At 65.1% G+C, this 17,591-nt stretch carries 17 protein-coding genes, 1 rRNA gene and 1 pseudogene; 7 read left to right on the plus strand and 12 right to left on the minus strand.

The genetic code is table 11. The annotated features are described in order from the left end of the window. Window positions 1-9: 9 nt before the first annotated feature. The 4 genes from ptsP to gshB are packed head-to-tail and all read right to left on the minus strand — an operon-like array spanning window position 10 to window position 3,452. Window positions 10-1,767: a phosphoenolpyruvate--protein phosphotransferase gene (gene ptsP / locus AB4Z32_RS25880; RefSeq protein WP_442124725.1), complete on the minus strand. Its 1,758-nt coding sequence runs from the start codon at window positions 1,765-1,767 to the stop codon at window positions 10-12. A 41-nt stretch (window positions 1,768-1,808) separates the two neighbouring features. Beyond that, window positions 1,809-2,078, minus strand: a complete 270-nt coding sequence (locus AB4Z32_RS25885) for an HPr family phosphocarrier protein (protein WP_442124726.1) — start codon at window positions 2,076-2,078, stop codon at window positions 1,809-1,811. A gap of 20 nt (window positions 2,079-2,098) precedes the next feature. Next, window positions 2,099-2,503, minus strand: a complete 405-nt coding sequence (locus tag AB4Z32_RS25890; protein ID WP_442124727.1) for a PTS sugar transporter subunit IIA — start codon at window positions 2,501-2,503, stop codon at window positions 2,099-2,101. A gap of 1 nt (window position 2,504) precedes the next feature. Then, on the minus strand, window positions 2,505-3,452 hold the full coding sequence (gene gshB, locus AB4Z32_RS25895; RefSeq protein ID WP_442124728.1) for a glutathione synthase: 948 nt from the start codon (window positions 3,450-3,452) through the stop codon (window positions 2,505-2,507). A gap of 194 nt (window positions 3,453-3,646) precedes the next feature. Between gshB and AB4Z32_RS25900 the strand changes: the two are divergent. After that, window positions 3,647-4,129 (plus strand): annotated as a pseudogene (locus AB4Z32_RS25900) (class I SAM-dependent methyltransferase); the annotation flags it as partial. A gap of 235 nt (window positions 4,130-4,364) precedes the next feature. On the opposite strand, the gene gshA reads toward AB4Z32_RS25900, so the two are convergent. The 4 genes from gshA to AB4Z32_RS25920 form a co-directional block, all read right to left on the minus strand. After that, window positions 4,365-5,666, minus strand: a complete 1,302-nt coding sequence (gene gshA / locus AB4Z32_RS25905) for a glutamate--cysteine ligase (RefSeq protein WP_442124729.1) — start codon at window positions 5,664-5,666, stop codon at window positions 4,365-4,367. Window positions 5,667-5,799: 133 nt separating this feature from the next. Next, window positions 5,800-7,350 (minus strand): ammonium transporter, encoded by a 1,551-nt coding sequence (locus AB4Z32_RS25910; RefSeq protein WP_442124730.1) that lies wholly within the window; start codon window positions 7,348-7,350, stop codon window positions 5,800-5,802. A 10-nt stretch (window positions 7,351-7,360) separates the two neighbouring features. Beyond that, window positions 7,361-7,699, minus strand: coding sequence for a P-II family nitrogen regulator (locus AB4Z32_RS25915; RefSeq protein WP_442124731.1), 339 nt, complete (start codon window positions 7,697-7,699; stop codon window positions 7,361-7,363). A 12-nt stretch (window positions 7,700-7,711) separates the two neighbouring features. Next, window positions 7,712-8,464 (minus strand): TorF family putative porin, encoded by a 753-nt coding sequence (locus tag AB4Z32_RS25920; RefSeq protein ID WP_442124732.1) that lies wholly within the window; start codon window positions 8,462-8,464, stop codon window positions 7,712-7,714. Between the two features lie 273 nt (window positions 8,465-8,737). Here AB4Z32_RS25920 and AB4Z32_RS25925 point away from each other — a divergent pair, with 273 nt between their 5' ends. After that, on the plus strand, window positions 8,738-8,998 hold the full coding sequence (locus AB4Z32_RS25925; protein WP_442124733.1) for an accessory factor UbiK family protein: 261 nt from the start codon (window positions 8,738-8,740) through the stop codon (window positions 8,996-8,998). Between the two features lie 3 nt (window positions 8,999-9,001). On the opposite strand, the gene AB4Z32_RS25930 is transcribed toward AB4Z32_RS25925, so the two are convergent. After that, complete coding sequence (locus AB4Z32_RS25930) at window positions 9,002-9,298, minus strand: hypothetical protein (protein WP_442124734.1); 297 nt, start codon at window positions 9,296-9,298, stop codon at window positions 9,002-9,004. 226 nt (window positions 9,299-9,524) lie between these two features. Next, window positions 9,525-10,550, minus strand: a complete 1,026-nt coding sequence (locus AB4Z32_RS25935; protein WP_442124735.1) for a hypothetical protein — start codon at window positions 10,548-10,550, stop codon at window positions 9,525-9,527. A gap of 156 nt (window positions 10,551-10,706) precedes the next feature. Between AB4Z32_RS25935 and AB4Z32_RS25940 the strand changes: the two genes are divergently transcribed. From AB4Z32_RS25940 to AB4Z32_RS25960, 5 genes are all read left to right on the plus strand, one after another. After that, on the plus strand, window positions 10,707-12,236 hold the full coding sequence (locus AB4Z32_RS25940; RefSeq protein WP_442124736.1) for a YifB family Mg chelatase-like AAA ATPase: 1,530 nt from the start codon (window positions 10,707-10,709) through the stop codon (window positions 12,234-12,236). Window positions 12,237-12,308: 72 nt separating this feature from the next. Further along, complete coding sequence (locus AB4Z32_RS25945; RefSeq protein WP_442124737.1) at window positions 12,309-12,833, plus strand: hypothetical protein; 525 nt, start codon at window positions 12,309-12,311, stop codon at window positions 12,831-12,833. 13 nt (window positions 12,834-12,846) lie between these two features. Then, on the plus strand, window positions 12,847-13,581 hold the full coding sequence (locus AB4Z32_RS25950; RefSeq protein WP_442124738.1) for an ABC transporter ATP-binding protein: 735 nt from the start codon (window positions 12,847-12,849) through the stop codon (window positions 13,579-13,581). Next, window positions 13,578-15,128 (plus strand): putative ABC transporter permease subunit, encoded by a 1,551-nt coding sequence (locus AB4Z32_RS25955; protein ID WP_442124739.1) that lies wholly within the window; start codon window positions 13,578-13,580, stop codon window positions 15,126-15,128. The genes AB4Z32_RS25950 and AB4Z32_RS25955 overlap by 4 nt, the downstream gene beginning before the upstream one ends. Before the next feature lie 79 nt (window positions 15,129-15,207). Further along, on the plus strand, window positions 15,208-15,549 hold the full coding sequence (locus AB4Z32_RS25960; protein ID WP_442124740.1) for a DUF1840 domain-containing protein: 342 nt from the start codon (window positions 15,208-15,210) through the stop codon (window positions 15,547-15,549). A gap of 24 nt (window positions 15,550-15,573) precedes the next feature. On the opposite strand, the gene AB4Z32_RS25965 is transcribed toward AB4Z32_RS25960, so the two are convergent. After that, window positions 15,574-17,313, minus strand: coding sequence for a diguanylate cyclase domain-containing protein (locus AB4Z32_RS25965; protein ID WP_442124741.1), 1,740 nt, complete (start codon window positions 17,311-17,313; stop codon window positions 15,574-15,576). 183 nt (window positions 17,314-17,496) lie between these two features. Further along, a 5S ribosomal RNA gene (rrf, locus tag AB4Z32_RS25970) occupies window positions 17,497-17,591 on the minus strand; the annotation flags it as partial.

The following is a 17,591-nucleotide window of genomic DNA, read 5'->3' on the forward strand; positions in this document are numbered from 1 at the left end:
GCTTCTTGGTTACAGGGTTTGCAGCTGCTCGACGGCCTCGGCGATCGCCGCCGGTTCCATCGCGCGCAGGATGCGGCGGGTGCGTGGGCCCAGCAGGGCCAGGTCGCTGGACAGGATTTCCTGCTTGACCGCCAGCAGCTGGGCCGGATGCATGGAGAATTCGCGCAGGCCCATGCCGAGCAGCAGGCGGGTGAGCTTGGTGTCGCCCGCCATCTCGCCGCATACGGCAACGTCGATGCCCGCCTTGCGGCCGGCCTCGATGGTCATCGCGATCAGGTGCAGCACCGCCGGGTGGAGCGGATTGTACAGGTGCGCCACTTCATAGTCGACGCGGTCGATCGCCAGCGTGTACTGGATCAGGTCGTTGGTGCCGATCGACAGGAAATCCATGCGCTTGACGAACATCGGCAGCGCCAGCGCGGCGGCCGGGATCTCGATCATGGCGCCGACCTCGATGCCGTCGTCGAACTTGACGTTCTGTTCGCGCAGCTGCTGCTTGGCCTGCTCGATCATGCTGAGCGACTGGTCGATCTCGAAGGCATGCGCCAGCATCGGGATCAGGATCCGTACTTTACCGAAGCTTGATGCGCGCAGGATCGCGCGCAGCTGGGTCAGGAACAGCTGCGGCTCGGCCAGGCAGTAGCGGATCGCGCGCAGGCCCAGGGCCGGATTCAGCGCGGTGTGCTCGCTCGGGTCGAGCGGCTTGTCGGCACCGACGTCCAGGGTGCGGATCGTGACCGGGCGGCCCTTCATCGCCAGCACCGCCTTGCGGTACTGCTCGAACTGCTCGTCCTCGTCCGGGACCCGCAGGCCGTGGGCGCCGCGTCCCATGAACAGGAATTCGGAGCGGAACAGGCCGACCCCGGCCGCGCCCGCGTCCAGCGCCGGCGCGCAGTCTTCCGGCAGCTCGATGTTGGCCAGCAGCGTGACCGGGGTGCCGTCCTTCGTGATCGCCGGCGTCTTCTTCAGCTTCAGCAGGCGCTTGCGGGCCTTCAGCAGCGCGGCCTGGCGCGCGCGGTACTGCTCCATCACCAGCGCGCTCGGATTGCAGATCACGACGCCGGCGTCGCCGTCGACGATCACCCAGTCGTCCTGCTCGACCAGGCGCGAAGCCTGGCTCATGCCGACCGCCGCCGGGATGTCGAGGCTGCGCGCGACGATCGCGGTGTGCGAGTTCTGGCCGCCGACGTCGGTGACGAAGCCGACGAAGGAACGGTCGCGGAAGGCCAGCATGTCGGCCGGCGAGATATCGTGGGCGACCACGATCATCTGCGGCTGGAACTCGTCCTCGCCGGCCGGCTTGGCCGGCGGCACGTCCAGCGCGGTGCCCATCAGGACCTTCAGCACCCGCTCGGCGACCTGCTGGATGTCCTGCTTGCGTTCGCGGAGGTATTCGTCCTCGATCTCGTCGAACTGCGCCGACAGCTCGTCGATCTGGGTCACCAGCGCCCATTCGGCGTTGTAGTGGCGGGTGCGGATGATGTCGAGCGGGGCTTCGGAGATCATCGGATCCGACAGGATCAGCACGTGGACGTCGATGAAGGCGCCCAGTTCGGTCGGGGCGTCCTTCGGCAGCTCGGTCCACAGGTCCTGCAGGTTGCGGTGCACCTCGGCGATCGCGTCCCGCAGGCGCTTGACCTCGGCCTCGACCTGCTCTTCCGGCACCAGGTAGTGCTTGACGTCCAGCGCCGCCGGCGTGAGCAGGTGCGCGCGTCCGATCGAGATCCCGCGCGAAACCGGTATGCCATGCAGTGTGAACGATGCCATCGATATTCCTGGAGGGAAGCGGCCGCCTCGGGTATCCGGCATTACTCGCCTTCGCCGAACTTGTCGTTGATCAGTGCCGTCAGGGCGGCGATGCAATCCTGTTCGTCCGGGCCGTCGGCTTCCAGCGTCACCTTGGCGCCCTTGCCGGCGGCCAGCATCATCACGCCCATGATGGACTTGGCGTTGATGCGGCGCGCGTTACGGGTGAGCCAGACGTCGCTCTTGTACTTCGCGGCCAGTTGGGTGAATTTGGCGGAGGCGCGGGCATGCAGGCCCAGTTTGTTGATGATCTCGAGTTCCTGTTGAATCATGTTCTCGTTTTAGTAAGAATTCAGCTACCTACGCGGATCCGGTTGTCGACCCTGACCGCGCCGTTCTGGGCGCCCGCCAGCGCCATCTCGACAACGACGTCGAGCGTGTCGCGGCGATAGGTGATGGCGCGCAGCAGCATCGGCAGGCTGATGCCGGCGATGACTTCGACGCGGCCCGCCTCGGCCAGCGCATTGCAGCAATTGGACGGCGTGCCGCCCTTGATATCGGTGATGACCAGCACGCCGTCGCCCTCGTCCAGGCGACAGATGGCTTCGTGCGCGAGGCGGTTGACCTCTTTCGTATCCTGGTCCGCGGTCACGTCGATCGCCTCGAAGCGTTCGGTCGGGCCGCGGAATACGTGCGCGACCGCCGCGATGAATGCCTGTCCCAGCGGAGCGTGGGTCATCAGCAGAATGCCTACCATGTCATTTCCTGTCAGCTGCCCGCTCGACGGCATCGATGAACATCGCCGCCACGTCGAAGCCGGTCTGGTCGTGGATCTCCTGGAAACAGGTGGGGCTGGTGACATTCACCTCGGTCAGGAAATCGCCGATCACATCCAATCCTACCAGCAACAGGCCACGCTCGGCCAGTGTGGGGCCGAGGGCTTCCGCGATCTCGCGCTCGCGCGCCGAGATCGGCTGGGCCACGCCGACGCCGCCGGCGGCCAGGTTGCCGCGCACTTCGCCGCCCTGCGGGATGCGCGCCAGCACGAACGGCACCGGTTTGCCGTCGATGACCAGCACCCGCTTGTCGCCCTTGACGATGGCCGGGATGTACTTCTGGGCCATGATGGTGCGGGCGCCGTTCTCGGTCAGGGTCTCGATGATGGAACCGAGGTTCAGGGCATCAATCTTGACGCGGAAGATGCCGGCGCCGCCCATGCCGTCGAGCGGCTTGAAGATCACGTCGCCGTGCTCGGCGTGGAAGGCGCGCAGGCGGGTGCCCGAGGACGACACCAGGGTCGGCGAGGTGAACTCGCTGAACTGGGCGATGGTCAGCTTCTCGTTGTGGTCGCGGATCGCCGAGGGCTTGTTGAACACGCGCGCGCCCTGGCGTTCGGCCAGTTCCAGCAGATAGGTGCCGTACACGTATTCCATGTCGAAGGGCGGATCCTTGCGCTGGATGACGGCGTCGAACTCGGACAGGCGCACGGTATCCGCCTGGCCCGCTTCGTACCACTCGTCGGGGTCGCCGGTCAGGGTGATCTCGACCACGTCGGCCGTCACCACGCCCTGCTCCAGCACCATGTGGCGCTGCTCGAAGGCGTAGATCTGGTGGCCGCGGCGCGCCGCCTCCCGCATCATCGCAAAGGTCGAGTCCTTGTAAATCTTGAATCCGGACAGCGGGTCGGCGAGAAAAGCGATTTTCATGTTGGTTCCAGTCGGGACAATGCATCGATTTTAGCCGGAAACGCGGATTCTCGCGGAAAGGCGGCCCGCGGCGCCGGCCTTGCCCGCCGGACCACTTCCCATTGGCAAAGAAGCATTTATTCGGTACGCATTTGCGGGCTCTCAAGCGTGCGCGCAGATGGCTTGCGGATGATGGGCGGCCAGGGGGTTAAACGATGAGCAACCAGGCCGAGCAGGAGCGCATCAACCAGGTCTATCGCCAGTGGCAGGACAGCGCCGCGCCGGCGAGCCATGACTGGCACCGGCCGGACGTCGTGAGCGAGGCGGCGGCGCGCTCGCGCGTGCTGGCGCGGCTGCTGGCATCTACGGTGGGGAAGGATCTGTCGGCGCTGCGCGTGCTCGACGTCGGCTGCGGCAACGGCGGCTTCCTGCGCCAGCTGATCGAATGGGGCGCCTCGCCCGCCCACCTGACCGGCACCGGACTGCAGCAGGAGCGCCTCGAGCGCGCCCGCCTGCACACGGCGCCCGGGGTGCGCTGGCACCTGGGGCGGCTGGACGCCTTTCCGGACAACAGCGCCGACCTGGTCAGCGCCGATGCCGTGTTCTCGGCCATCCCCGACGAAGACCAGCGGCGCGAACTGGCCGCCGAGATGTGGCGGGTCCTGAAACCGGGCGGCTGGACGATGATCCTCGACGTCCGCTATGGCAGCCCGCGCAACCCGGGCGTGCGCAAGGTCAGCGATGTCGAACTGCTGCGCTTCTGGCCAACCGACGAGAGGCTGTACCGCACCTTGATCCTGGCGTCGCCGCTGAACCGGATGATGTCGCGCCTGCCCTGGCTGGTGCCGGAACTGCTGGGCGCAATGCTGCCGCTATTGCGCTCGCACTTCGTCTACATGGCGAAGAAGGACGTCCCGGAGGTCCGGAAACGGATCAATAAATCTCCGGATCCGGATCGGTTCGTTCCAGCTCCAGCGACGCCGCCAGCAACGCCAGGCGCGCCACCACGCCGTACACGTAGAAGCGGTTCGGGGCCGCCGTGCCCGGCTTGGCCTTGAGATCCGGCACCGCATGCTGCTGGGAGAACGCCAGCGGCACGAACTGCGAGCCCGGTGCGTTCAGGTTCTGGTCGATGCCGCGTTCGGCGTGGATGCGATAGAAGCCGCCCACCACGTAGCGGTCGATCATGTACACGACCGGCTCGGCCACCGCGTCGTTGATCGACTCGAAGGTCGGCACGCCTTCCTGGATCAGCACGTCGGTGACGGTGACGCCGTCCTTGATGACCGACATCTTGTTGCGCTGCTTGCGGTTCAGGTCCTTCACCTCGGAGGCATCCTTGACGGTCATGATGCCCATGCCGTAGGTGCCGGCGTCCGGCTTGACGATGACGAAGGGCTTCTGGTCCTTCATCCCGTATTCCTTGTACTTCTTCTTGATCTTCGACAGCAGGGCCGAGACGTTATCGGCCAGGCATTCCATGCCCACGTCTTCCTGGAAGTTCACCTCGCCGCACTTGCTGTGCAGCGGGTTCACCAGCCAGGGGTCGATGTCGATCAGCTTGCCGAACTTCTTGGCCACTTCGTCGAAGGCCTTGAAGTGGTTGCTCTTGCGGCGCACCGCCCAGCCGGCGTGCAGCGGCGGCAGCAGCGATTGCTCGTGGATGTTTTCGAGGATGCTCGGGATGCCGCTTGATAAGTCGTTGTTCAGCAGGATGGTGCAGGGATCGAAATCGGCCAGGCCGACGCGGCGGCCGTTGGGCGAGCGCACCAGGGGCTCGACCACCAGCATGTTCCCGTCGGGCAGCGCCAGCGGGGTCGGCTGGGTCACTTCCGGCGACAGCGAACCGAGGCGCACGTGCAGGCCGGTCTGGCGGAAGATCTGCATCAGGCGCTGCACGTTCTGCAGGTAGAAGGGGTTGCGGGTATGGCTTTCCGGGATCAGGAGCAGGTTGCGCGCGTCCGGACAATACTTGTCGATCGCGGCCATGGCGGCCTGCACCGTCAGCGGCAGCATCTCGGTCGACAGGTTGTTGAAGCCGCCCGGGAACAGGTTGGTATCCACCGGCGCCAGCTTGTAGCCCGCGTTGCGCAGGTCCACCGAGCAATAGAACGGCGGCGTGTGCTCCTGCCACTCGAGGCGGAACCAGCGCTCGATGGCGGGGGTGGCTTCGAGAATCTTCTTTTCCAGGTCCAGCAGGGGACCGTTGAGGGCTGTGGCAAGGTGGGGAACCATGGTGACGTCCTTGGGGCTTCTTAGCGATGTGGGAAATGCGACATGGGGGCTCGCGCCCCCTTTTTAAAGACCAATTATCCCATCGGAAATAAAAAAGCGCCCCGCAGGGCGCTTTTAGCGACACGGGGCCTGATCAGGAATGATAAGCCGATTCGCCGTGGCTGGTAATATCCAGGCCCTCGCGTTCCTGCTCTTCCGGCACCCGCAGGCCGATCACGATGTCGACCAGCTTGTAGGCGATCAGGGAGACCACCGCCGACCACAGGATGGTGGTGCCGACCGCCTCGAGCTGCACCAGCACCTGGCCGGCGATCGAGTACGGGTCGGCCGACATCTTGTTGGTGGTGTAGTCGAAGATGCCCTGCCCGCCCAGCTGCGGCGCGGCGAACACGCCGGTCAGCAGCGCGCCCAGGATGCCGCCCACGCCGTGCACGCCGAACACGTCGAGCGAGTCGTCGGCGCCGATCATGCGCTTCAGGCCGTTCACGCCCCACAGGCAGACCACGCCCGCCACCAGGCCGATGACCAGCGCGCCCATCGGGCCGACGAAGCCGCAGGCCGGAGTGATGGCGACCAGGCCGGCCACCGCGCCCGAGGCGCCGCCCAGCATCGACGGCTTGCCCTTGGTGAACCATTCGCCGAGCACCCAGGAGACGGTGGCCGCGGCGGTCGCCAGCAGGGTGTTGATGAAGGCCAGCGCGGCGACGTCGCCCGCTTCCAGCGCCGAGCCGGCGTTGAAGCCAAACCAGCCCACCCACAGCAGGGACGCGCCGACCATGGTCATGGTCAGCGAGTGCGGCGCCATGTGCTCGCGGCCGTAGCCGATGCGCTTGCCGATCATGATGGCGCCGACCAGGCCGGCGACGGCGGCATTGATGTGCACCACGGTGCCGCCCGCGAAGTCGAGGGCGCCCTTCTGCCACAGCCAGCCGCCCTTCGCGGTTTCAGCCGCCAGCGAAGCGCTGGTGATGGCGTCCGGACCGGTCCAGAACCAGACCATGTGGGCCACCGGCAGGTAGCCGAAGGTGAACCACAGCGCCACGAAGGCCAGCACGGCCGCGAAGCGCGCGCGCTCGGCGAAGGCGCCGACGATCAGGCCGCAGGTGATGGCGGCAAAGGTGCCCTGGAAGGCGACGTAGATGAACTCGGGGATCACCACGCCCTTGCTGAAGGTGGCGGCGGTCGAGAAGCTCGCCTTGGCCGGATCCCAGATGCCTTTCAGGAATACGCGGTCGAGGCCGCCGATGAAGGCATTGTTCTCGGTGAAGGCCAGCGAGTAGCCGTACAGGCACCACAGCACGATGATGACGGAAAAGATCATGAAGACCTGCATCAGCACGGACAGCATGTTCTTCGAGCGCACCAGGCCGCCGTAGAACAGGGCCAGGCCCGGAATCGTCATCATGATCACCAGCAGGGTGGCGACGAACATCCAGGCGGTGTCGCCCTTCTGCGGCGTGGGTGCGGCGGCGGGAGCGGCCGGGCTTGCCGGCGCGGCCGTCGCTGCTGCCGCGGCGGGAGCGGCCGGGGCAGCAGGAGCGGCTGCGCCGGCATTGGCGGCTGCGGTGGCGGCCGGCGCCGACGCGGCTGGTGCAGCGGCATCCTGGGCCAGGACCGGCAGTGCAGCGCAGAGCGCCATGGCGACACTGAAGCCTGCGATCAGTTTGGTGAGTGTGCGGATCATCGGATTCCCCTTACAGCGCATCGTTGCCGGTCTCGCCGGTACGGATACGGATTACCTGCTCCAGATCGGAGACGAAAATTTTGCCGTCACCGATCTTGCCGGTGCGTGCCGCGCTTTGGATGGTGTCGATCACCTGGTCGACGATGGCGTCGTCGACCGCCGCCTCGATCTTGGTCTTCGGCAGGAAGTCGACCACGTACTCGGCGCCGCGGTAGAGTTCGGTATGGCCCTTCTGGCGGCCGAAGCCTTTCACTTCGGTCACCGTAATACCCTGGACATTGATCTCGGAAAGGGCCTCGCGGACCTCATCGAGCTTGAAGGGTTTGATGATGGCGGTGATCATTTTCATGCGATTGCCTCTTCAGAAAGTTTTTGAAACAGACAGCAGGGCCGCGGACTTCCCGAGGTTTTCTCCGGACGGGCTCAGGTAGCCGCTGGTATTGGCCTTGACGTAAGCCAGCGCCACCGAGCAGACCCCGAGGTCCTTGGTCACGCCGACCTTGTAGTCGGTATAGGACACCGCGCCGTTGTGGCGGACTTCCTGGTGGCCCGCGTGCAGGTTCAGCACGAAGCCGCCACCGACGTCGACGTTCGCGCCGATGTCGAGGTAGCCGCTGCCGCGGCTGTCGGCGGTGCCGAACAGGTTGGTCAGCGAATGCGAGTACTTGACGTAGGCCGGCCCGTAGCCCAGCTGGCCGTAGAGCTCGAAGGTGTTGGCATTCGGATGCAGGCCGTTATTCGGATAGAAGTAGTACAGGCCGCCGACGTCGTAGGTGATGTCGGCGCTGAGATTGCCGCGCTTGCCGCCATAGATATCCCACTCGACGTTGCCGCTGCCGCCCAGGTCCTTGGTCCATTTGATGGACGAGAGCCAGGTGCCGACGTAGAGGCCGGTCGGGTTATGGACATAGTCGGCGCCGCCCTGCACCGCCGGATCCAGGCGGCTCTGGGACAGGCCGCGGTAACGGTAATCGCTCGTCACCGCCGCGTTGAAGCTGACCTCGTGCTCGGGCTTCTGCTCCTGCTCCTGTGCCCCGGCCAGCCCGGTGCCCAGGCTCCACAAACCCGCCGCGACCATCGCGATGTGCTGCCACTTGCTGCTTCGACGCTTCATACGACACTCCCTGGTAAATGAACTTTGGACCTGATGGGTTTACAATCCGTACTTCGCTTTCCTGTTTTTCTATGTTGTATGTTTGCTTTAGCAGGATGCGTGCCACCCCGGAATGGAGCGGCAGACCTTGTATTCGCAGGCCTCTGCCCCCATTTTTGATATGCCAAAAACATAAATGACGCCGCAAGGGCGTGCGCCACGCAGGTGCACGCACTAAATCAGCGAGGCGCGCACAAAATGAGTGCGCACCACTCGGCTTCACCAAGGACAGAAATGGACATGAATAACTTCTTTAATGATCTGCAGGGCAAGATCAACCAGGCGATCGAGAATTCGCCGGCCAAGGACATCGAACGCAACGTCAAGGCCATGATGACCCAGGGCTTTTCGAAGCTGGACCTGGTGACGCGCGAAGAATTCGACATCCAGGCCCAGGTGCTGGCCAAGACCCGCGCCAAGCTCGACGCCCTGGAACTGCGCGTGGCGGAACTGGAAGCGAAGCTGGCGTCGGTGACGTCGGAACAGAAGGTCTGAGGTTTAACGCAGCACGAGGCGGCGCGTGAGCCGCCACAGCCCGAACAGGACGGCACCGCCCAAACTCACGCCGATGACGATGCCCAGCATGACGCCGACCGGATTGCCCAGCCGGGCATCGTCGGCCACGAAGATCAGGATGGCGGCCAGCGCCAGCTGCGCCAGCCAGACGACGCGCAGCGGCCGCAATGCCGCCACATCCCCCCGCCGCCTGAACCGGAGCGCCACATAGAGCACCGGCCCGCACAGCAGGCAGAACAGCAGCGCCAGGATGGCGAAGGTCAGAAGTAGTTTAGGCATCGCAAGACTATACGCGATGCCACGGATCTGGCCGTCAAATAGATATCGGCCGAGTAAGCCGACGGGCTAGAAACGAATAATGGGAAACTAAGTCCTCCTGAACATCATTATTGGAATCGACGGATGAAGCCTTTTTCCGTGCATCAATAACTTTACGCTTGCAGGGGGCGTGATTTGGTGCCAGAGGCGTTCGACGCTTTCATCCATCCAAAGCGTCGATTGCTGTCTAAGTTGACACCTCGTTGGCTCCAGCTTCCTTCGTTTTCCCACGAACGATGTCCAAGTGACGTAAATCATCGACTATGAGATTTACCGAATTGCCCTTCGGACTAGCCTCTAACCTTCCGAGAGCAAAAACCGTGAAGTAGGCAACCGTTGTGTCGGATAGGATCTCTTTAAAGTACTTGCGGAAACGGTAAGCCTCCATTTTTGCCGGGCTCACATACAAAAAAACGAATTTCTTATCGACCCGGTCATAGAACTTCAGCTTGAACCCGGCTCCGTACCACTCGGCAAACGTAGCGCCGCCAAAGATTACACGATTCGTAGTGTCATAGTTTGCTCTGCTGATACGGCAAAAATATTGGTGAAGAGGCATTACTCCTTCATTGGTAACGCGCAGCTCCAATTGGGAAAACTCTTCCGGGCTCAAGGTTACCTTAGCCTCACGATATGTTTCAACCAACCGGCTCAGCTGATTTGTTTTTGTGCGCCCTCCCAATAGCCCTGGCTGCCCCTGGCCGTTGCGATTACGTCCGTTACCATCTCCGACTTCCGGGCCATCATCCCCAGCAGGACCTTGCACATGTGGACGAACGAGGCCATCCCCTTCATCAAGCGATGGATCGAAGTCAGTAACCAGGTCTTTGAGCTTAAGTCGCAGTTTTCGCTGCTTTGTCTCGGCTTCTGTTTCACCGCGTAAGCGGCCGGCTTCGTCCAAATCCGACTCCCACATGCAATCTGGGCTGTGCTCGTCCCAGTTGCGATAGTGCGCAGTCACATACTTCGGTGATTCATTTGCGGCCGTACGATAGTTCACCCCTGATATACGTACTTTTTGACTTCCGCAGTGGGGGTCATCGCAAAAAAAGTGATAACACTCGGGGCGAGGGTCCTCCGAAAGAAAGTGACGACGCGCAGTATCGATGTTGACGGATTCCTTCAGCTCTTCGCAATAAGCGAAGAGGATTCGATTTCTAGTCATTGCGAGCAATCCGGATGCAGAAAACCCAAGCATAACAAGTTGCCACATGGAAATCCAATCACTATCCCATGTCACCCTTCAACTTGGCTTTCACTTGGGCTTGTGGCTCAAACTCGTTAAGAGAGCGCACGTTTGAGCGCACTCAACAGTCGCAATGCCCTCGGCCGCACCATCTGCAAATCTTCAACCTTCCCGTAGACCGCCATGAGTCTCGCAGTACTGCGCAGCCGCGCCCTGGCCGGCATGGACGCGCCCGCCGTCAGCGTCGAAGTGCACCTGGCCAACGGTCTGCCCGGCCTGGCCATCGTCGGCCTGCCGGATGCCGAGGTGCGCGAATCGAAGGACCGGGTCCGCGCCGCGCTGCAGAATTCCGGCTTCGAGCTGCCGAACCGCCGTATCACCATCAACCTGGCCCCGGCCGATTTGCCGAAGGAATCGGGGCGCTTCGACCTGCCGATCGCGCTGGGCATCCTGGCGGCCTCGGAACAGATTCCCAGCGAGGGCCTGGACCGCTACGAGTTCGCCGGCGAGCTCTCGCTGTCCGGAGAATTGCGCCCGATCCGCGGCGCGCTGGCGATGACCTTCGCCATGCATCGCAGCCCTGGCGGCGCCAGGCGCGCCTTCGTGCTGCCGCATGCGAACGCCGACGAGGCGGCGCTGGTCACCGATGCCGCCATCTATCCGGCGCGCAGCCTGCTCGAGGTCTGTGCGCACTTTGCTGCGCAGGCTGCGAATGGAGCCAATGAGGGCCGCCTGGCCCGCCACCGGCCGCCGCAAGCCCTGACGCCGCCGCGCTATCCCGACTTTGCGGACGTGAAAGGCCAGCAGCACGTCAAGCGTGCCCTCGAGGTTGCGGCGGCGGGCCTGCATTCGGTACTGATGGTCGGCCCGCCCGGCGCCGGCAAAAGCATGCTGGCCTCGCGCTTTCCCGGCCTGCTGCCGGCCTTGAGCGACGAGGAAGCGCTGGAGTCGGCGGCGATCCAGTCGCTGGCCGGACGTTTTTCGATCGAGCGCTGGCGCCGCCGGCCCTTCCGCAGTCCGCACCACACCAGCTCGGGCATGGCCCTGGTAGGCGGCGGCGGGGTGCCGCGCCCGGGCGAGATCTCGCTGGCCCATCATGGCGTACTCTTTCTGGACGAGCTTCCCGAGTTCAGCCGCCACGTGCTGGAAGTGCTGCGCGAACCGCTGGAATCCGGCCACATCACGATCTCGCGCGCGGCCCGCCAGGCCGACTTTCCCGCCAGCTTCCAGCTGATCGCGGCCATGAATCCCTGCCCCTGCGGCTGGCTCGGCCACCCGTCCGGCAAATGCCGCTGCAGTCATGACGCGGTGCTGCGCTACCAGGACAAGATCTCGGGTCCCCTGCTCGACCGCATCGACCTGCAGGTGCCGGTGTCGGCGATGGCGCCGGAATCGATGGCGGCCCAGGCCGACGGCGAGGCGAGCAGCCACATCGCCGAACGGGTGGCGCGCGCCCACGCTGTTCAAGTGGCGCGCCAGGGCAAGGCCAACCAGCGTTTGTCGAGCCGCGAGATCGACCGCCATTGCGAACTCGACGATGCCGCCGAGCAGTTGCTGCGTAATGCGATGCGCCACCTGCACTGGTCGGCGCGGGCCTATCACCGGGTTTTGAAGGTGGCGAGGACGATTGCCGACCTGGCGGAGGCTTCCCAGGTGCAGTCCGAACACGTGGCCGAGGCGATCCAGTACCGCAGGGGCCTGCTCGACGCCTGAGCGGCGCTGACGAGATTAAATTATTGCAACATTCTACTGGCCGACGACGCGGGGCGCTGATACCATCGCCCCATGAAAATCCGTCTCCCCTTGCCGGTTATTTCCGTCCTGCTGGCCAGCGCCCTGCTCGGCGCCTGCAGCCCCAAGTACAACTGGCGCGACTACGCCAGCCAGGATGCGCCCTACCGGGTCATGTTCCCGGCCAAGCCCGCCAGTGTCACCCGCACCGTCGACCTCGACGGCATGCAGGTCAGCATGACGATGACGGCTGCCGAAGTCGACGGCGCAACCTTCGCGGTCGGCTCGGCCGAGGCACCGGACGAGGAGCATGCGCGCGCCGCGGTGCCGGCCATGGTGCGGGCCCTGACGCGCAATATCGGCGCCGTCGGCGAACGGGCCGCCGCGCACGCCGAATCCGGCGGCAGATCGGTCAGCGACATCGACGTCGCCGGCAGCAGCAACGGCCAGCCGGTGCGCCTGGTCGGCCATTTCGAGGCGCGCGGCAAGCGCTTCTACCAGGTCATCGTGCTCGGCAATACGAACGCCATGCCGTCCGAGCAGGTCGAGCAGTTCCTCACTTCCTTCACCCTCCGTTGATACGTCCGCTACCATGAACAGCGATACCCCAGCACTACAGCTGCGCTCCCTGCGCAAGGCTTTCGGCCGCCCGGCCGTCGACGGCATCGACCTGAGCGTCCGCCGCGGCGAACTCTATGCCCTGCTCGGCCCCAACGGCGCCGGCAAGACCACCACCCTGCGCATGGTGACCGGCCTGCTGGCGCCGGATGCCGGCCAGATCGAGGTGCTCGGCATCGATCTCGCGGCCAACCCGGCCGCGGCCAAGCAGAAGATGGCCTACCTCCCCGACGACCCGATGTTGTACGGAAAGCTGAAGCCCACCGAGTACCTCGAATTCGTGGCCGGCCTGTGGGGCATCACGCCCGAGGATGCCGAGCCGCGCGCCCGCCGCCTGCTCGACTGGCTGGACCTGACCAAGCACGCGCACGAACTGACCGAGGGTTTTTCGCGCGGGATGAAGCAGAAGCTGGCGCTGGCCGGGGCTTTGATCCACGAACCCCAGCTGCTGATCCTGGACGAGCCGCTGACCGGCCTGGACGCGGCCGCCGCGCGCCAGGTGAAGGACTTGCTGGTCTCCCACGTCAACCAGGGCGGCACCGTGATCCTGACCACCCACATCCTCGAGGTGGCCGAACGCCTGGCGCAACGCATCGGCATCATCCGCGAGGGCCGCCTGATCGCCGAAGGCACGCTGGCCGAGTTGCGCGAGCGTACCCTGGGCGGCAGCCTGGAAGACGTGTTCCTGCAGCTGACGGAGCAGGCGTGAGCGCGCCGCCGGGATCGAGCCGCTGGCTGCTGCGCCATGAGCTGCGCATGGCCTGGTATGGCGCCGCCGTGAATGCGGGCGGCAAGCGGCGCATGAGCTGGGTCAGCATCGCGGTGTGGGTGCTGGCCTGGACGCTGCTGCACGTGGGCGCCTTTGCCGTCCTCCGCAAGCTCGGGCCGGACGGCGTCATGGATCCGCGCATGGCGATCCTGGCGACCTTGGCGCTGGCGGCGATCGGCACCTTCATGCTCTCGAGTTCACTCAAGGCCAGCGTGCTGGCGCTGTTCGAGCGCGGCGACCTCGACCTGCTGCTGTCTTCACCCCTGCCCTCGCGCAGCATCTTCACGGTGCGCCTGCTGGGCGTGGTCCTGGCTTGCGCCGCCCTCTATCTGTTCCTGCTCGGGCCACTCGTCCACGTCGGCGTGGCGCTCGGCCAGTTCCGCTGGATCGGCGTGTATGTGGCGATTGCGACCACGTCGACCTTGATGGCCTGCCTCGGCATGCTGCTCACGCTGGCGCTGGTATGCCTGCTCGGCGCGCGCCGCACGCGGGTGCTGGCGCAGGTGCTCAGTGCGGTGGCGGGCGCGCTGCTGTTCCTGCTGTCGCAGTCGTTTTCGCTGGTGTCGCAGACGGCCGGCGGAGGTGCGGCCCAGCGCACGCTGCAGCACCTCGCGGAGTCCCCATGGCTGGCACCCGGCAGCCCGCTGTGGCTACCTGGCCGTGCCGTGCTCGGCGAGCCGCTGCCGATGCTGGGCATGGCCGTGCTGGGCATCGCCGCCTTCATGCTGACGGTCGACCGCACCCACCGCTTCTTCGTGCATGGCGTGCAGGAGGCGGCCAGTACGGCACGTGCGATCGCCAGGCCGCAGGGGGCCTTGCGGATGCGCTTCCGGCGCAGCCTGTTCGATACCGTGGTGGTCAAGGAGTGGCGCCTGATCGCACGCGATCCGCACCTGATTTCGCAGGTCCTGCTGCAGCTGGTGTACCTGGTGCCGCTGCTGTTCCTCATCCTGCGCAAGAACGATTCGCCGGGTCCGGCGATCGGCGCCGGCCTGGCGCTGCTGTGCAGCTCACTCACCAGTTCCCTGGCCTGGATCATCGTCTCGGCCGAGGATGCGCCGGACCTGCTGCAATCCTCCCCCGCCGCCGCGCGCACGATCGGGCTGGCCAAGCTGGCCGCCGTGGTGATGCCGCCGCTGCTGCTGGTCGCCCTGCCCCTGCTGTGGCTGATGGCGCGTGCGCCGCTGGCCGCGGTGCTGATCGGCTTCGTCGTGGTGGGCGCCATCCTGAGTGCGGCCCTGATCGTGAAATGGCTGGGGCGCCCGGGACTGCGCAGCGATTTCAAAATGCGCGGCAAGGAGAACTTTCTGTGCTCGGTGTTCGAGATCGTCAACACGCTTTGCTGGGGTGGGCTCAGCTGGCTGCTGGTATCGCTGGCGGCCGAGCAAGGCGTGGCGGCCGGGTCGACCGCCCTGTTCGCGGCCGGGGTGCTGGCGGCCGCGCTGCTGGCGCTGCTGCTGGCCTGGCTGCTGCGGCGCCGGGCATGAGTCCAAAGTGGCGCCGCGCACCGACATCGCGCGGCGAGTCGTGTTATCGTTTGGTTACTCATGAATGAACGAGAAAGCTATGCTAATCACCTTCAAATCCAAAGCCTATCCCAACGTCCTGATGATGCAGGAACATGCCATGCGCATCCTCGACCTGCTGCGCAAGGACCCGGAGCGCGGCGTCATCACGGCGGCCGAAGCCACCAAGGCTGTACAACTGCTCGAGCATGAAATCGAGGAGAGCCGCAAGCACCAGGTCACGGACGAAGTCGAGCAGGACGTCAAGGCCCATGCCGGCGATGGCGAAGATGCCGAACACGAACCGATCGAAATGGTCAGCTTCCCGACCCGCGCCTATCCGCTGCTGGAAATGCTGCGCGCGGCGCGCGACCAGGGCGCCGACGTCCTCTGGGGCGTCTGAGCCGTCTTCTTCTACAGCGAGGCGTCAGCGCGCCTCGGTGGACACGGCTTCCGCCGGCGCGACCGCGATCCGGCTCTTGCCCTTGCGCTTGGCCTCGTACATGGCCTGGTCGGCCCGGGCCAGCAGGCGCGCCGGATCCGGCGCCTGGTCCGGCATGTGCAGGGCCACCCCGATACTCGCCCCCACCTGCACGCTGCCGCCATTCAGGGCATAGGGCCGGGTGAGCTGGGCCAGCAGGATCTCCGCCTTGGCGGCGGCGTCCAGCTCGTCGCTCAACATCTCCAGGATCACCACGAACTCGTCGCCCGCAAGCCGCGCCGCCATATCGGTCTCGCGGATGCCCGCCAGGATGCGGCCGCCGAACCGGCGCAGCAGCTCGTCGCCCTCTTCGTGGCCGCGGGTATCGTTGACCAGCTTGAAGCCATCCATGTCGAGGAACAGGACCGCGCAGGGACGCCGCAGGCGGGCCGCACGCGCCATCGCTTCCGGCAGTGTCTGCATCAGGGCGCGCCGGTTCGGCAGGCCGGTCAGCAGGTCGCGCATCAGCAAGCCTTCCAGCTCGGCGGTGCGCGCGGCCACCGTTTCCTCCAGATGCGCGTTCATCTGCTCGAGCGCCGCGCGGTGGCGGCGTTCGTTGCGGATCAAGCCGCGCAAGGCCTTGGACAAGACTTGTGCTTCATGGAAGCCGCCGGCTGCGGGAATCGCTTCCGGCACCGCTTGCTCGGGCGCCTGGGCGATGTTTTCCATGGCGCCGCTCAGCGACTTCAGGGGCGCCACGATGCGCCGGGCCATCAGGGCCGCCAGTGCGGCCAGGACCCCGGCAAGAAGCAGGCTGAACCACATTGCACGGCGCTCGAAACGGTGGGCCGAGGCCATCGCCGCCTGTTCCGTCTGGCGCACCAGGACCGCCCAGTGCAGGGAAGCGCGCTCGCGGCTGCGTCCACTCTGGCTGTAACCCGTCACATAGGTATGGCCGTCCGGCCAGCGCTCCGTGATGGCGCCCGTCTTGCCCTGCTGGGCCAGCCTCAGGCTTTCCGTCGAAATGCACTTCTCGAGGATATCGTCGGGGCCGAGCAGGACCACGCCGTCGCTGCGCACGACGATGATCTCGGCGCCGATATCGCGCTGCGCCGGCGTCAGCAGCTCACGGGCAAGGCTGCGCGCCCAGGTCCAGCTCAGGTGGATGGCGAGCACGCCGCGAAGGGCGCCTTCGTCGTCGCGGATCGGCCCGGCGATGTCGACGAAACGCCAGGGATCGCTTGACCGCGGCAGCAGTTTGCCGAGCAGGGCGGCCGGATGATAATCGATGGCCGTCACCTCCTGCTCGCCGGTATGGAACCAGGGGCGCGAACTGACGTCGCGATTTTCCAGCAGTCCAGCGGTCGCGGCCAGCACCTTGCCGTCGGGCTGGGCGATGCCGATCCAGGCGTAATTGCTGAAATGGCGCTGCAGGTTCTCGAGAATCTCGCGCGCTGCGGCCGGATCGGCGGGATGGCGCAGTTGCGGCAGGGCCGACAGCAGGTAGACGTCGCGCACCGCCTGGTCCAGGGTGCGGTCGAGCGAGTCCCGCATCTGCCAGGACAGCTGCTGCAGGCGCAGTCTGGCCTGTTCGGAAGCGTGTTGGTTGGCGTAGTGATCGACGAGCAGCAGCTGGAGCAGCACCGTGATCGCGACTGTCAGGCAGGAGAAGGACACCAGCAATGCCGCAAGGCGGAAATATCTGGCCCGCCTGGGCCGCGGAATGGTGTCGCTGCTGTCAGTCATATTGAGTGTCGGATAACAAAAGAGCGCAATGCTACCGTACATACACCTGCTGACTCCAGCGAAAACTTTCCCTATATAAGAATTTGTTGCGGATTTGCCTATACAAGTTAGCTGCAGCTATGTAGAGCGCAGAAAAGCAAAAAGCCCGCTCAGTTTGACTGAGCGGGCTTCTGCGAATAATTAGCCTGACGATAACCTACTTTCACACTGGTTGCAGCACTATCATCGGCGCAAAGTCGTTTCACGGTCCTGTTCGGGATGGGAAGGGGTGGTACCGA

Origin of the sequence: Massilia sp. 2TAF26, assembly GCF_052115005.1 — a bacterium.
Taxonomy (GTDB): domain Bacteria; phylum Pseudomonadota; class Gammaproteobacteria; order Burkholderiales; family Burkholderiaceae_D; genus Telluria.

Excerpts from the sequence above, each read along its gene's own strand:
- AB4Z32_RS25945 (WP_442124737.1), top strand. The coding sequence starts at position 12,309 with ATGAAAATCCGTCTCCCCTTGCCGGTTATTTCCGTCCTGCTGGCCAGC.
- AB4Z32_RS25910 (WP_442124730.1), bottom strand. The coding sequence starts at position 7,350 with ATGATCCGCACACTCACCAAACTGATCGCAGGCTTCAGTGTCGCCATG.
- AB4Z32_RS25940 (WP_442124736.1), top strand. The coding sequence starts at position 10,707 with ATGAGTCTCGCAGTACTGCGCAGCCGCGCCCTGGCCGGCATGGACGCG.
- AB4Z32_RS25925 (WP_442124733.1), top strand. The coding sequence starts at position 8,738 with ATGGACATGAATAACTTCTTTAATGATCTGCAGGGCAAGATCAACCAG.
- AB4Z32_RS25965 (WP_442124741.1), bottom strand. The coding sequence starts at position 17,313 with ATGACTGACAGCAGCGACACCATTCCGCGGCCCAGGCGGGCCAGATAT.
- AB4Z32_RS25885 (WP_442124726.1), bottom strand. The coding sequence starts at position 2,078 with ATGATTCAACAGGAACTCGAGATCATCAACAAACTGGGCCTGCATGCC.
- AB4Z32_RS25930 (WP_442124734.1), bottom strand. The coding sequence starts at position 9,298 with ATGCCTAAACTACTTCTGACCTTCGCCATCCTGGCGCTGCTGTTCTGC.
- gshB (WP_442124728.1), bottom strand. The coding sequence starts at position 3,452 with ATGAAAATCGCTTTTCTCGCCGACCCGCTGTCCGGATTCAAGATTTAC.
- AB4Z32_RS25960 (WP_442124740.1), top strand. The coding sequence starts at position 15,208 with ATGCTAATCACCTTCAAATCCAAAGCCTATCCCAACGTCCTGATGATG.
- gshA (WP_442124729.1), bottom strand. The coding sequence starts at position 5,666 with ATGGTTCCCCACCTTGCCACAGCCCTCAACGGTCCCCTGCTGGACCTG.
- ptsP (WP_442124725.1), bottom strand. The coding sequence starts at position 1,767 with ATGGCATCGTTCACACTGCATGGCATACCGGTTTCGCGCGGGATCTCG.
- AB4Z32_RS25935 (WP_442124735.1), bottom strand. The coding sequence starts at position 10,550 with ATGTGGCAACTTGTTATGCTTGGGTTTTCTGCATCCGGATTGCTCGCA.
- AB4Z32_RS25915 (WP_442124731.1), bottom strand. The coding sequence starts at position 7,699 with ATGAAAATGATCACCGCCATCATCAAACCCTTCAAGCTCGATGAGGTC.
- AB4Z32_RS25950 (WP_442124738.1), top strand. The coding sequence starts at position 12,847 with ATGAACAGCGATACCCCAGCACTACAGCTGCGCTCCCTGCGCAAGGCT.
- AB4Z32_RS25920 (WP_442124732.1), bottom strand. The coding sequence starts at position 8,464 with ATGAAGCGTCGAAGCAGCAAGTGGCAGCACATCGCGATGGTCGCGGCG.
- AB4Z32_RS25890 (WP_442124727.1), bottom strand. The coding sequence starts at position 2,503 with ATGGTAGGCATTCTGCTGATGACCCACGCTCCGCTGGGACAGGCATTC.